The organism is Bordetella genomosp. 13 (assembly GCF_007679965.1).
In the GTDB taxonomy this organism is placed as follows: Bacteria; Pseudomonadota; Gammaproteobacteria; order Burkholderiales; family Burkholderiaceae_B; genus Bordetella.
Genome location: NZ_VEHL01000001.1, coordinates 412759 through 426191 on the forward strand (window position 1 = coordinate 412759; position 13433 = coordinate 426191).

The following is a 13433-nucleotide window of genomic DNA, read 5'->3' on the forward strand; positions in this document are numbered from 1 at the left end:
CTGCTTTGCCATTCCGGGGATGTACCACCATGCAGACCGACTACGCCGAAGTTGTACGGCGCACCATACGCAGCGTTCCGGACTGGCCCTCGCCGGGCGTGATGTTCCGCGACATCACGCCCGTGCTGCAGGACCCGCGCACCTTCCGCGCCTTGATCGATCTTTTCGTCTATCGCTACATGCGCCAGCGGCTCGACCTGGTGGCCGGCGTCGACGCGCGGGGCTTCATCCTGGGCAGCGTGCTGGCCTACGAGCTGAACCTGGGTTTCGTGCCGGTGCGCAAGAAGGGCAAGCTGCCGTTCCGCACGCTGGCCGAGTCCTACTCGCTGGAATACGGCAACGCGACGGTCGAGATGCATACCGACGCGGTCCGCACCGGCCAGCGCGTGCTGCTGGTCGACGACCTGATCGCCACCGGCGGCACCATGCTGGCGGCCATCAAGCTGCTGCAGCGCCTGGGCGCCAACGTGGTCGAGGCGGCGGCGGTCATCGACCTGCCCGACCTGGGCGGCTCCAGGCAGATCGCGGCCACCGGCACCCCGCTGTATACCGTCTGTCAGTTCAGCTCCGACGATCCGGCCTGAGGGTCGGACGGCGGCCGTGCGTGCCTGGCGGGCGCGGGCCGCCTGCGCTTTCGTGGCGCGGCCGGCTACGGCGCGGCCGGCTGCGGCGCGGTAGCCGCCTCAGGCTTCGTTCAACCGAGGCTGGATGAAATCCAGGAACGCGCGCGTCTTCGCGGGAATCATGCGCGAGGGCAGCAGCGCAAATAGGGGCAGCGGCGTCAGCGCCCAGTCGGGCAGCACGCGCACCAGGCCGCTTTGCGTGATGGCGCGCTCCATGGCCTCGAACACCAGCAGCGGCGTGATGCCCAGGCCCTGGCTGGCCAGGCGTCCCAGCATGCCGACGTTGTTGGCGGCCAGCCGGCCCGACACCTGCACGCGTTCCACCTTCTCGCCCGAGTGCAGCACCCAGTAGGACATCACGTCCGTCATGGCCGGCCGCAGGCATTCGTGGTGGCTCAGGTCGGACGGCGTGCGCGGTTCGCCGTAGCGCTGCAGATAGGCCGGCGAGGCATACAGGTGCTGCGACATCAGCACGATCTGCCGCGCGATCAGGCTCGAGTCCGGCTGCTGGCCGAAGCGCAGCACCAGGTCGTACGGATTGCTGATCGGGTCGATCGGCCGCATGCTCAGGTCGAAATCGCACTCGATATCGGGATACTGGGCGCGGAACTCGCGGATCACCACCGGCAGGAACAGCTGCGCCAGGCTGGTGGGCATCGAGATCCGCAGGCGGCCCTTGGGCTGCGCCGCCATGTCCAGCAACTGCTCGTGCGCGACGCGGGCCTCTTCCACGATGTGCCGGCAGCGTTCGAAGTACACCGCGCCGGCCTCGGTCAGGTCGATGCGCCGCGTGCTGCGGTTCAGCAGGCGCATGCCGATGCCGCGCTCGAGTTCGGTCACGCGGCGCGACAGCGTGGACGTCGGAATGCCCAAGGCCTCGGCGGCATGGCTGAAGTTCTTGCGTTTGGCGACTTCGACGAACAGGGCGATGTCGTTGAGCTGGATATCCATCTGCGTTCTTCTTCTTGCAGGGGGGCGTTTATGCCTCTTTTGCCTGTAATGGATGATATCCCAGCTAATATTTCCATACGTGGAATAAAGTTTGCAGAAACGAGGGTTTTTACGGGGTTGGCGGCTCGCCGCCTGTAAACCGTTGCCTGGCCGCAACCGATTCCTGCGCTTGCCGCCATGGCCCGGCGCAGCGGTCTTCCTCGAGGAACGACACGAAAAAGAAACGGGGCCCCGCGGGGCCCCGTCGTCTCGGCGTAAGCCGAACCGTTGCTACAGGAACAGCTTGTACGCGGGATTGTCCGTCTCGTTCCAATGCGGATAGCCCAGTTCCGTCACGAAGGTCTTGAACTGCTTCTTGTCCGATGGCGGGACCTGGATGCCGATCAGGATGCGGCCATAATCGGCGCCCTGGTTACGGTAGTGGAACAGGCTGATGTTCCAGTCCGGATTCATCGCATTGAGAAAGCGCATCAGTGCGCCGGGACGCTCGGGGAACTCGAAGCGGTAGAGCAGCTCGTTCTGCGCCAGCCGCGACCGCCCGCCGACCATGTGGCGCAAGTGCGTCTTGGCCATTTCGTCGTGAGTCAGGTCCAGCGTGTCGAAGCCGTTCTTGCGGAAATGCGTGGCGATCTTGGCGGGCTCGTTGGGCGAGGACACCTGCAGGCCCACGAACACGTGCGCGCGGTCGGCATCGGAGATGCGGTAGTTGAACTCGGTGACGCTGCGGTCGCCCACCAGTTCGCAGAAGCGGCGGAAGCTGCCGCGCTGCTCGGGCATGGTCACGGCGAACACTGCCTCGCGCATCTCGCCGACCTCGGCGCGCTCGGACACGAAGCGCAGCCGGTCGAAATTCATGTTGGCGCCACAGGCCACGGTCACCAGCGTCTTGCCCTTGAGCTTGTGCTGCGCGGCGTACTGCTTGGCGCCGGCCACCGCCATGGCGCCGGCGGGCTCCAGCACGCTGCGCGTGTCCTGGAATACGTCCTTGATGGCCGCGCAGATGGCGTCGGTGTTCACCACCACGAAGTCGTCGACGTACTGGCGCGTCAGGCGGAACGTCTCGGCGCCCACCAGCTTGACCGCCGTGCCGTCCGAGAACAGGCCCACGTCGTTCAGCTGCACGCGGCGGCCGGCGCGCACGCTGCGCACCATGGCGTCGGAGTCCTCGGTCTGCACGCCGATGATCTTGATCTCGGGGCGCAGCTGCTTCACGTAGGCCGCCACGCCGGCGATCAGGCCGCCGCCGCCGATGGCCACGAAGATGGCGTCGATGTGGCCGGGATGCTGGCGCAGGATCTCCATGCCTACCGTGCCCTGGCCGGCGATCACGTCGGGATCGTCGAAAGGATGCACGAAGGTCAGCTTCTCCTTCTTCTCCAGCTCCTGCGCGTGCTGGTAGGCGTCGGTGAAGCTTTCGCCGGCCAGCACCACTTCGCCGCCCAGGCGGCGCACGGCCTCGATCTTCACTTCGGGGCTGGTGGTGGGCATGACGATAACGGCGCGGCAGCCCAGCCGGCTGGCGGCCAGGGCCACGCCCTGCGCGTGGTTGCCCGCCGACGCGGCGATGACGCCGCGGTTGCGCGCCGCGGGCGCCAGGTTGGCCATCTTGTTGTAGGCGCCCCGCAGCTTGAAGCTGAACACCGCCTGCGTATCCTCGCGCTTGAGCATCACCGTGTTCGAAATTCGCTGCGACAGCAGGGTAGCGGTTTCGAGGGGGGATTCGACGGCGACGTCGTAGACCTTGGAGGTCAGGATGCGTTTGAGGTAGTCGGTGGACATAAAAGCGCGTTGCGGAATGAGGCGTGGGCCGGCGCCCCGCGCCGGCCGGCTCGCCAGAGTAGCACAGCCGGCGACGGGCTCTTCAGCTCGAAAACACCACGTTGGAGCCGGTCAGGGCGATGGTCGGCTGGCCCTGCGGATCCTGCGGCGGCGTGATGGTGAAGGTCAGCTGGTTCAGCATCACGTTGTCGTAGCCGATCTGCGTGACCGGCTCGCCGGGCGTCGTTTCGACGGCTGCCAGCTTGCCGGTGTGCGTGGCCTGCACGGTCCAGCTGCCATCCTCGTTCGAGGTGGCCTGGTAGTCGAGCTGGGCATCGCTGTACAGCGCGATGACGTCGCCGAACGCCGCGCCCTGGCAGGCCGTCGTGAAAGCGTTGATGCCGACCTGGCTCATGCAGCGGCTGACCGCCAGCGCCATCGCGTCGCCCTGCGGACCTTCGGCGAAGTGGGCGCGGAACTGCGCCTTCGGGTCCTGTCCCGAGTTCGGCTTGGCCAGGCGCTCGCCGTCGACGAAGAACGTGGCGCGGGGCAGGTCCTTCTCCATCGTCTTGCTGATGTACGGCACGGCGCTGGCTTCGTCGCGCAGGGTCCATGCCTCCAGGTCCTGGCGCTGCTCGGTGAACAACTGGTCGGGCCGGAAGTCGCGCGACACCAGCTTGCCGACGGTCGCGCCGCTGACCACGCCGCGCGCGTCCAGGGCGTCCGAGCCGCTGGCGGGCAGCAGGGCCGCGGCGGTGGAGGGCGGCAGCTGGGTGAGCGAGACGCTGTCGGCCAGCGTGCCCTGCGAGAGTTCGCGCGCCGCTTCGGGAGACTGGCCCGCGCGCAGCGCCAGCGCTTCCACCATCGCCATGTACACCAGCGGGAATTGCGCGGCGGTGCGCATGTCGGGCGAGGATTGCATGCCTTGCGCCAGCTTGCGTCCGGCATCGCCGGTCAGCTGCGCCAGCAGGCGGTTCGCTTCTTCGCGCGGCATGCTGCTGGTGGCCAGCGACGACATCTGGTCCATCAGTTCGGTGGTGAAGTCGCCGCCGGCCAGGCTGACGGACTCGCCCATCTCGTGGCCATGTTGTTTCATGGCGCCCACGCCGTCCTCGAAGGCGGTCAGCGCGCGGTCGAGCTGCGGCAGGCCGTGTTCCAGCCGGCCCGACTCGATGCCCTCGGCCAGCGCGATCATGGCGCCCGTCAGCGCGTGGCTGATGTTGCCGTATTCCCGTACCTGCACCGGGTCCATGCGGCGCGTCTGCGCGATGTCGCGCAGCTGCGTCTTGCCGGTCTCGCTCAGCGTGTCCGACGTGTCGATCGCGCGCAGGGCCTGCTGGTGCTCGCCGACGACCTGCTGCACCTGGTCCTTCAGGCGCGGCTCGAGCGCCTTGATGATGGACGTGGCGTCGGACGCGCAGCCGAACTGCTCGGGCATCGCCGTCACCTGGTAACTGAGGCCTTCGAGCATGCCGCGCGAGATGGACTTCAGCACGGCGTCGGGCAGGGTGGCCACGCCCATTTCGCGGGCCACCCCGGTCTCGACCTTGCGCAGCATCGAGTCGGGATTGGCGCGGTCCAGCAGCCCCGATGCGTGTTCCACCACGACGAATTCGCGCGCCAGCGCCGTCATGGCGGCAGGGTTGCGGTCCTCGCCCGTGGCGCGGGCCATCACCGCGTCCACGCCCTTGGGCGTCATGCCCGGCGCGGCCAGCAGTTCCTGGTACAGGTCCAGCGCCTGGCCGGCCAGGCGCGCGATCTGCGCATTGTCCTGGATGCCCTGCGAGTGGCCGGGCAGTTCGGCGCAGCCGCGCATCACGTACTGCGACACGAAGCGCGCCGCGCCGTCGCCCATCGCGCCCTGCCAGCTGTCGTGGCCGCCCAGCTTCAGGCCGCGCTCCAGGAACAGGCCCATCATGTCGGTCTCGCCGCGCGCCCGCGTGCCCGTCAGGCCGTTCTCCAGGAACCGCGTGATCTGCATGTTGTTCATCGAGCGATAGCTGTTCTGCTGGCGCTCGACGTTCTGCATGGCGGTGGCCACCGTGCGCGCGGTCAGCGGCTTGCCGTCGGCCACGCCGATGTCGCGCGCCACCATGCCGCCGATGTTCTCGCCGTAGCCTTGCCGGACGTCGGCCAGGAAGCCCGTCAGGACCTGACGGTTGCTGGCTTCGTACTGCGCCAGCTTGACGGGATAGGCGTCGACTTCGGCGCGCGCCTGGCGCAGCGAGCCCAGCTGGCCCAGCAGCGGCACGTTCGACAGCGCGGCCTTGAAGCGCGTCCAGGCGCCCGGCGGGTTCAGGGGTTCCTGGGCGACGATCTTGCCGCCGTCGCCCTGGTGCAGCGCGTGGTCGGGGGCGAGGCCCGGCTGGCTGATGGCCTGGTTGAATGCATTGATGCTCATGGCGGTGTCCGGGGCTTACGCGAACGAGGGCGGGATGAACGGCGCGGCGGGCACGTCCACGGTGACGGACGGGGCGCTGGACGCGCCCGCCGCCGCGATGCGGCCGCGCCAGCGTTCGGCCTGGTTCATGAAGTTCTCGACCACCGTCTCGAACGCGGGGCCGTCCAGTTCGGACACGCCGTGGCCATAGGTCAGGATGACGCCGCCGGTGCCTTCCTCCAGGCCCAGCGTGGCGCCGCGCGTGCGGTGCCAGTACAGGTTGGCCGCCAGCAGCTCGCGCAGCAACGGCTCGGCGCCGTCGCGCGGCAGCTCGTCCAGGTAGCACGAGAGCACCAGTCTCCCCTGGGCGTCGTCGTACTCGATGTTCAGCACCAGGTTGTCGTCGAACATCAGGACGCAGCTTTGCGTGGCGTCGTCCAGGACCAGAGGGCCGGCGGTCAGGGTGTTGCCCAGGTTGGCCAGCAACTGGCTGGCGAGCGTGCGTTTGTCCATCGGGATGTCCTCGAGTCGGTGGCGGCGACGCGCCGCGCTGTGTCGGTGACATTTCCGCGTCGGAAGTTCCAGGATTCCTGCCGGCAGCTACACTGCTGCGCATATGGAACAGACCCTGCTCGCCGCGATCCACACGGTGCTGGGATGGCTGGCGTTGCCCGAAGTGGGGCTGTCGGCCATCTTCGTCGTCAGCTTCGTCTCGGCCACCTTGCTGCCGCTGGGGTCCGAGCCCGCGGTCTATGCCTACGTGAAGGTGTCGCCCGACATGTTCTGGCCGGCCATCCTGGTCGCCACGCTGGCCAATACGCTGGGCGGCGTCGTCAATTACGCCATGGGCCTGGGCGCCCATCGCGGGGTGGAGCGATGGCGCGAACGGCACGGGCACGAGGCGGCCGATGCCGCGGCGCCGGGCGCTTCCAGTGCGGCGCCCAAGGATCCGACGAAGGGCCGCTGGCACGCCAAGGCGCGCGACTGGCTGACGCGCCTGGGGCCGCCGGCGCTGCTGCTGGCCTGGCTGCCCGTGGTGGGCGATCCGATGTGCGCCGTGGCCGGCTGGCTGCGCCTGTCGTTCTGGCCCTGCGTGGTCTTCATGGCCATCGGCAAGTTCCTGCGCTACATCACCATGACCGCCGGCCTGCTGTGGGCGACGTCGGGCGTGCAGTTCTAGCCTGCCCCGCCCGGAAATCGGCCTTCGTCCGGCAAATTTGTTTCAACGCCAGCCTACGGCGGCTTTCATGGTCCTTAAACCGCTCCGGTAACAGTTCTCGCGAGGTCTGTTTCCGGTAATGACATAAAATGGGTTTTTAAGGGCCCTCTCTGCTGCTTCCATGAACGCCCCTCTTGCCAGCCAAGTCCTTGCGGCAACCCCTGTGGCCGCCGGCGCGCGCCTGCGCGAAATCCCCTACAACTACACCTCGTTTTCCGATCGCGAAGTCGTTTCGCGGCTGCTGGGCGAAGACGCCTGGCAACTGCTGTCCGACCTGCGCGGCGAGCGTCGCACCGGCCGATCGGCGCGCATGCTCTACGAGGTGCTGGGCGACATCTGGGTCGTACGCCGCAATCCCTATCTGCAGGACGACCTGCTGGACAACCCGAAGCGCCGCAAGCTGCTGATCGAGGCCCTGCATCACCGCCTGCGCGAGATCGACAAGCGCCGCGCGCCGGGCACCGGCGAGGCCGGACATGACGCCAAGGTGGTCGAACTGCTGGCGCGCGGTCGCACCGCGGTGTCCGAATTCGAGCAGCAGTTCGAACAGACCGAGCACCTGCGCCGCGACGCGCAGCGCGTGCTGGGCCGCATCACCGCGCGCGGCAACATCAAGTTCGACGGCCTGTCGCGCGTGTCGCACGTCACCGACGCCACCGACTGGCGCGTCGAGTATCCCTTCGTGGTGCTGACGCCCGACCACGAGGAAGAGATCGCGCCGCTGGTGCGCGCCTGTATCGAGCTCAACCTCACCATCGTGCCGCGCGGCGGCGGCACCGGCTACACGGGCGGCGCCATTCCGCTGACGTGGAAGTCGGCCGTCATCAACACCGAGAAGTTCGACGCGCTGGGCCAGGTCGAGTCCTGTATGCTGCCCGGCCTGTCCGAGCCCGTGGGCGTCATCGCCACCGGCGCCGGCGTGGTCACCAAGCGCGTGGCCGAAGCCGCCGAGCATGCTGGCTACGTGTTCGCCGTCGATCCCACCTCCGCCGAGGCATCCTGTATCGGCGGCAACATCGCCATGAACGCCGGCGGCAAGAAAGCCCTGCTGTGGGGCACCGCGCTGGACAACCTGGCCTGGTGGCGCATGGTCGATCCCGACGGCAACTGGCTCGAGGTCACGCGCCTGGACCACAACATGGGCAAGATCCATGACGTGGACGTGGCCCGCTTCGAGGTCCGCTGGTTCGACGGCGCCGGCAAGCCCGGCGAGCGCCTGTTGCGCACCGAGACCCTGGAAATCGAGGGCAAGCGTTTCCGCAAGGTCGGCCTGGGCAAGGACGTCACCGACAAGTTCCTGGCGGGCCTGCCCGGCGTGCAGAAGGAAGGCTGCGATGGCCTGATCACCTCCGCGCGCTGGGTGCTGCATCGCATGCCCAGATTCACGCGCACGGTCTGCCTGGAGTTCTTCGGCCAGGCGCGCGACGCCGTGCCGTCCATCCTCGAAGTGAAGGGCTACCTCGACGGCGAAGGCCGCGCGCGCGGCGCCATCCTGGCCGGCCTGGAGCACCTGGACGAGCGCTACCTGCGCGCCGTGGGCTACGCCACCAAGAGCAAGCGCGGCACGCTGCCCAAGATGCTGCTGCTGGGCGACATCGTCGGCGACGACGAGAACGCCGTGGCCGCCGCCGCCAGCGAAGTGGTGCGCCTGGCCAATACGCGCCACGGCGAGGGCTTCATCGCCGTCAGCCCCGAGGCCCGCAAGAAGTTCTGGGCCGACCGCGCCCGCACCGCCGCCATCTCGCGCCACACCAACGCCTTCAAGATCAACGAAGACGTGGTGATCCCGCTGGGCCGCATGGGCGAGTACACGGACCACATCGAGCGCATCAACATCGAGCTGTCCACCCGCAACAAGCTGCGCCTGGTCGAAGCGCTGGACGCCTACCTGGCCGAGCCGCTGCCGCTGGGCAAGCCCGAGGACGACGAGGACGCCGGCATCACCAGCAGCGAAGTGCTGGCCGAGCGCACGCGCCAGGCCATCGAGCTGCTGCATGCCGCGCGCCAGCGCTGGCAGTGGCTGCTGGACAACCTCGACCTGCCGCTTGCGCGGATGCTGCCCGAGCTGCCCCGCCTGGGCATGGCGCATCTGCAGGGCACGCTGTCCGAACGGCTGGCGCGCCAGCCGCAGGCCCGCGTGTTCGACGTGGTGCAGGACCGCACCGTGCGCGTCTCGTGGCGCGCCGAGGTGCTGTCCGGCCTGCAGAGCCTGTTCCCCGGCAATGCGGGCAAGCCCATTCTCGACGGCCTGAAGGCCATCCACGCCCGCGTGCTGAAGAGCCGTGTGTTCGTGGCGCTGCACATGCACGCCGGCGACGGCAACGTGCACACCAACATCCCGGTCAACTCCGACGACTACGACATGCTGCAGGAGGCCCACCAGGCCGTCGAGCGCATCATGCAGATCGCGCGCGACCTGGATGGCGTCATCTCGGGCGAGCACGGCATCGGGCTGACCAAGTACGAATTCCTGACCGACGAGGAACTGGCGCCGTTCCAGGCCTACAAGCGCCGCATCGATCCCAACGGCCATTTCAACGCCGGCAAGCTGATGCCGGGCGCCGACCTGCGCCACGCCTGGACGCCCAGCTTCAACCTGATGGGCCACGAGTCGCTGATCATGCAGCAGAGCGACATCGGCGCCATCTCGGCTTCGGTGAAGGACTGCCTGCGCTGCGGCAAGTGCAAGCCGGTGTGCGCCACGCACGTGCCGCGCGCCAACCTGCTGTACTCGCCGCGCAACAAGATCCTGGCCACGTCGCTGCTGGTCGAGGCCTTCCTGTACGAAGAGCAGACCCGCCGCGGCGTCAGCCTGAAGCACTGGGAAGAGTTCGAGGACGTGGCGGACCACTGCACGGTGTGCCACAAGTGCTACAACCCGTGCCCGGTCGACATCGACTTCGGCGACGTGTCGATGAACATGCGCGCGCTGCTGCGCCGCATGGGCCGCAAGTCCATCAACCCCGGCACGTCAGCCGCCATGTTCTTCCTGAACGCGAAGGATCCGGCCACCATCAACATCACCCGCCAGGCCATGGTGGGCGTGGGCTACAAGGTGCAGCGCGCCGCGCACGACCTGCTGGGCGGGCTGGTGCGCAGGCAGACCGCCAATCCGCCGCCCACCGTGGGCAAGGCGCCCCTGCGCGAGCAGGTGGTGCACTTCGTCAACAAGAAGATGCCGGGCGGCCTGCCCAAGCAGACCGCGCGCAAGCTGCTGGACATCGAGGACGCCAACTACGTGCCGATCATCCGCGATCCGCAGGCCACCACGGCCGACACGGAAGCGGTGTTCTATTTCCCGGGTTGCGGCTCCGAGCGCCTGTTCTCCCAGGTCGGCCTGGCCACGCAGGCCATGCTGTGGCATGCCGGCGTGCAGACCGTGCTGCCGCCAGGCTACCTGTGCTGCGGCTATCCGCAGCGCGGCAACGGCATGAGCGACAAGGCCGAGCAGATCATCACCGACAACCGCGTGCTGTTCCATCGCATGGCCAACACGCTGAACTACCTCGACATCAAGACGGTGGTGGTCAGCTGCGGCACCTGCTACGACCAGTTGGCCGGCTATGAGTTCGAGAAGATCTTCCCGGGCTGCCGCCTGATCGACATCCACGAATACCTGATGGAGAAGGGCCTGAAGCTGGATGGCGTGCAGGGCGTGCGGTACATGTACCACGACCCCTGCCACACCCCCATGAAGCTGCAGGACCCGATGAAGACCGTGCGCACGCTGGTGGGCGACGCCACCATCAAGAGCGATCGCTGCTGCGGCGAGTCGGGCACCCTGGCCGTCACGCGCCCCGACATCTCCACGCAGATCCGCTTCCGCAAGGAAGAGGAAATGCAGAAGAACACGAAGAGCCTGCGCGGCGATGGTTTCACGGGCGAGGTGAAGGTGCTGACGTCCTGCCCGTCGTGCCTGCAGGGCTTGTCGCGCTACGAAGGCGATACCGGCGTGGACGCGGACTACATCGTCGTCGAGATGGCGCGTCACGTGCTGGGCGCGACGTGGATGGAGGATTACGTGAAGCGCGCGAACGAAGGCGGGATCGAGCGGGTGCTGGTGTAGGTTCCTGCCCGTCTCGGCCTGGATGCGTGCGATGAACGCGGCGAGTTTTTACTCGCCGCGTTTTTTTGCTCAATCGGCCTTTACGCTGGATGTTCCGGCAGCCGTGTCTGGCGCACAACGTCCAGAAGGACTTCATCGAGTCCCGTGTAGAGCGCGTTCATCACTTCATGGGCGTAAAACACGCGATGCCGTCGCCGAGAATTCGCAGGCCGGAGGATATCCATTTCGACCAGCGCGGTGGTCGCGGTGTTTGCCGCAGGGAAACTGATTTGCAACCGCTGCGCCACCATGTTGACTGTCACGACAGGCTGGCCAAGAAGCAATTTACTCACTTCCCATATCGCGGCATCACGCCTTTTTACCTTGGCGGCAATCGCCGCATGCCATTTTTCCTGGATTGCGCGCAGCCCATGGAACAGCTGCACGGTGTGTCGGCTGGATGCGACGACGCATTCCAGAAACAGAGTCAACCAAGGGCCCCAGCTGAGGTGTTTCTGCGCTTCGCTCAGTGCGTGGTAATACTCTCGCTGCCTGACCTTCAGAAAGGTCGCCAAGTGGATGGGGGGTTCCCCTTCCGCCTTGAACATCAACGGCAGCAGCAGCCGTCCGGTGCGGCCATTGCCGTCCCGAAACGGGTGGATGGCTTCGAACTGCGCATGCGCGATCGCTGCGCGCATAAGTACCGATACGATCGCATGACCTTCGGGTTCATATTGCAGAAGCCTCTCCAGGTCCGTCATCAGCCTTGCAATCTCTTCCGGGGGCGGCGGGATGAAGCTTGCCGTTTCGATGGCGAAGCCGCCGATCCAGTTCTGCATCTGACGCCACCGACCGGGATCGGCGCGATCGTCTCCGTCCATCAGCCGCGCGTGGAGCGCACGAATCAAGTCGGCGTTCAATGCGGACTGACCATGTCGGGCGACCTCATGCGCACCGTAGGCGAAGGCGCGCACATAATTCAACGTACTGTTCGCGTCCTGGTCTGACTTTGCGTCTTCAGTGCCGGCATCAAGCTCGTGTACGAGCAACCCATCGAAGGTGGTATGCGTCCCTTCGATCTGGCTGCTGTCGACCGCTTCCCGCCGGTTGAGCATGTGCAGCAGCAAGTCGGCATGGTCCTGGTTCTGGACGATGGTGTTGCGCAGAAGATCCAGTTCTCGTCGCGCTAATACCATGAGCGCATGGCAAGCTGGAACGTCGACGAAGGACGGAGCCGGCAACGGGACCACGGCAAAGCAGCCAGACTTCCCAGGGACCGGAAGACAGGTTGCTTGCAACCGCGGGTGGAGGTCGGATTTGCGCACGAACAAACTCAGAAGAGTGGTTTTTTATTAAAAGATAAATATACTACCTATTAGTAATGGTGCGCCAACTGAATTTTGCCGCGCCAACTGCACCGCCTATATAATCCATATGCAAATCGTATATGGATCACTTCATGGGCATCGTAAACATCGACGACGACCTGCACGACCAGCTGCGCAAGGCCAGCACCGTCTCCTGCCGTTCCATCAACGCGCAGGCCGCCTTCTGGATGAAGATCGGCATGCTGTGCGAGATGAATCCCACGGAAAGCTTCAACGACATCGTCGGCCGCGAGCTGCGGGCGGCCGGCGTGGCGGCGCGGCCTCTGGCGGCGGCCGCGACATGACCAAGCGGCCCGAGGAAGTCGAGCTGATGGCCGCGTCCGGCAGGCTGTTGGCGCAGGTCTTCGCCCATCTCGACAAATTGAACCTGATCGGCATGTCGACCTTGCAGGTCAACGACCTGGTCGACCAGTACATCGTGAAAGACCTGCAGGCGCGTCCCGCCAGCAAGGGGCAGTACGGCTTCGCGTATTCGCTGAATTCGTCGCGCAACCACGTGGTGTGCCACGGCGTGCCGTCCGCCACCGAAATCCTGCAAAACGGCGACATCGTCAACCTGGACATCACGCTGGAGAAGAACGGGTACATCGCCGACTCCAGCAAGACCTACCTGGTGGGCGAGGTCGCGCCGGCCGCCAGGCGGCTGGTGCAGACCACGTACGAGGCCATGTGGAAGGGCATCCGCGCCGTTCGGCCGGGCGCGCGCCTGGGCGACGTGGGGCACGCCATCGAGAAGCACGCCCGCAAGAACGGCTATACGGTGGTGCGCGAATACTGCGGCCACGGCATCGGCCGTGAGATGCACGAGCCGCCCGAAGTGCTGCACTGGGGCAAGCCGCAGACGGGCCTGGCGCTGCGCGAAGGCATGGTCTTCACTATCGAACCGATGATCAACCAGGGCATCGAAGCGGTCGAGACCGAAGACGACGGATGGACGGTCGTGACCCGCGACGGCAAGCTGTCCGCGCAGTTCGAGCACACCGTCGCCGTCACCCGCAATGGCGTGCGGGTGCTGACCCTGCGTCCCGACGAGAAGATGCCAGGTTAGAAAAAGGCGGGCACGCCGCTT

Annotated in this window: 10 protein-coding genes; 5 read left to right on the forward strand and 5 right to left on the reverse strand. The window is 66.6% G+C overall.

What is annotated here, in order from left to right:
• Nucleotides 1–29 precede the first annotated feature (29 nt).
• Nucleotides 30–584: an adenine phosphoribosyltransferase gene (locus FS845_RS01955; RefSeq protein ID WP_144630418.1), complete on the forward strand. Its 555-nt coding sequence runs from the start codon at nt 30–32 to the stop codon at nt 582–584.
• A gap of 99 nt (nt 585–683) precedes the next feature.
• Here the strand turns inward: FS845_RS01955 and FS845_RS01960 are convergent, their stop codons facing one another.
• The 4 genes from FS845_RS01960 to FS845_RS01975 all read right to left on the reverse strand — a co-directional run bounded on the left by FS845_RS01960 (nt 684) and on the right by FS845_RS01975 (nt 6225).
• Entirely contained in the window at nt 684–1574 is an 891-nt protein-coding gene (locus FS845_RS01960) for a LysR family transcriptional regulator (protein ID WP_144630420.1), read from the reverse strand.
• 270 nt (nt 1575–1844) lie between these two features.
• Nucleotides 1845–3353, reverse strand: a complete 1509-nt coding sequence (ilvA, locus tag FS845_RS01965) for a threonine ammonia-lyase, biosynthetic (RefSeq protein ID WP_144630422.1) — start codon at nt 3351–3353, stop codon at nt 1845–1847.
• A gap of 82 nt (nt 3354–3435) precedes the next feature.
• A complete protein-coding gene (locus FS845_RS01970; protein ID WP_144630424.1) occupies nt 3436–5733 on the reverse strand; it encodes a hypothetical protein in 2298 nt (765 codons plus the stop codon).
• Between the two features lie 15 nt (nt 5734–5748).
• A complete protein-coding gene (locus FS845_RS01975; protein ID WP_144630426.1) occupies nt 5749–6225 on the reverse strand; it encodes a type III secretion system chaperone in 477 nt (158 codons plus the stop codon).
• Nucleotides 6226–6328: 103 nt separating this feature from the next.
• On the opposite strand from FS845_RS01975, the gene FS845_RS01980 reads away from it, so the two are divergent.
• Together FS845_RS01980 and FS845_RS01985 are read left to right on the forward strand one after the other, a co-directional pair.
• On the forward strand, nt 6329–6892 hold the full coding sequence (locus FS845_RS01980) for a YqaA family protein (protein WP_144630428.1): 564 nt from the start codon (nt 6329–6331) through the stop codon (nt 6890–6892).
• A gap of 160 nt (nt 6893–7052) precedes the next feature.
• The gene (locus tag FS845_RS01985; protein WP_144630430.1) at nt 7053–10997 is read left to right on the forward strand and encodes a DUF3683 domain-containing protein; all 3945 of its coding nucleotides are present in this window, start codon (nt 7053–7055) and stop codon (nt 10995–10997) included.
• An 80-nt stretch (nt 10998–11077) separates the two neighbouring features.
• Here the strand turns inward: FS845_RS01985 and FS845_RS01990 are convergent, their stop codons facing one another.
• The gene (locus FS845_RS01990; protein ID WP_144630432.1) at nt 11078–12301 is read right to left on the reverse strand and encodes a Fic family protein; all 1224 of its coding nucleotides are present in this window, start codon (nt 12299–12301) and stop codon (nt 11078–11080) included.
• Nucleotides 12302–12435: 134 nt separating this feature from the next.
• Here FS845_RS01990 and FS845_RS01995 point away from each other — a divergent pair, with 134 nt between their 5' ends.
• Complete coding sequence (locus FS845_RS01995) at nt 12436–12648, forward strand: ParD-like family protein (protein ID WP_144630434.1); 213 nt, start codon at nt 12436–12438, stop codon at nt 12646–12648.
• Nucleotides 12645–13412 (forward strand): type I methionyl aminopeptidase, encoded by a 768-nt coding sequence (map, locus tag FS845_RS02000; protein ID WP_144630436.1) that lies wholly within the window; start codon nt 12645–12647, stop codon nt 13410–13412. Before FS845_RS01995 ends, map begins: the two co-directional genes overlap by 4 nt.
• Nucleotides 13413–13433 lie beyond the last annotated feature (21 nt).

What these genes read in the sequence shown, in the direction of transcription:
- FS845_RS01955 (WP_144630418.1), top strand. Translation starts at nt 30, where the DNA reads ATGCAGACCGACTACGCCGAAGTTGTACGGCGCACCATACGCAGCGTT.
- FS845_RS01960 (WP_144630420.1), bottom strand. Translation starts at nt 1,574, where the DNA reads ATGGATATCCAGCTCAACGACATCGCCCTGTTCGTCGAAGTCGCCAAA.
- ilvA (WP_144630422.1), bottom strand. Translation starts at nt 3,353, where the DNA reads ATGTCCACCGACTACCTCAAACGCATCCTGACCTCCAAGGTCTACGAC.
- FS845_RS01970 (WP_144630424.1), bottom strand. Translation starts at nt 5,733, where the DNA reads ATGAGCATCAATGCATTCAACCAGGCCATCAGCCAGCCGGGCCTCGCC.
- FS845_RS01975 (WP_144630426.1), bottom strand. Translation starts at nt 6,225, where the DNA reads ATGGACAAACGCACGCTCGCCAGCCAGTTGCTGGCCAACCTGGGCAAC.
- FS845_RS01980 (WP_144630428.1), top strand. Translation starts at nt 6,329, where the DNA reads ATGGAACAGACCCTGCTCGCCGCGATCCACACGGTGCTGGGATGGCTG.
- FS845_RS01985 (WP_144630430.1), top strand. Translation starts at nt 7,053, where the DNA reads ATGAACGCCCCTCTTGCCAGCCAAGTCCTTGCGGCAACCCCTGTGGCC.
- FS845_RS01995 (WP_144630434.1), top strand. Translation starts at nt 12,436, where the DNA reads ATGGGCATCGTAAACATCGACGACGACCTGCACGACCAGCTGCGCAAG.
- map (WP_144630436.1), top strand. Translation starts at nt 12,645, where the DNA reads ATGACCAAGCGGCCCGAGGAAGTCGAGCTGATGGCCGCGTCCGGCAGG.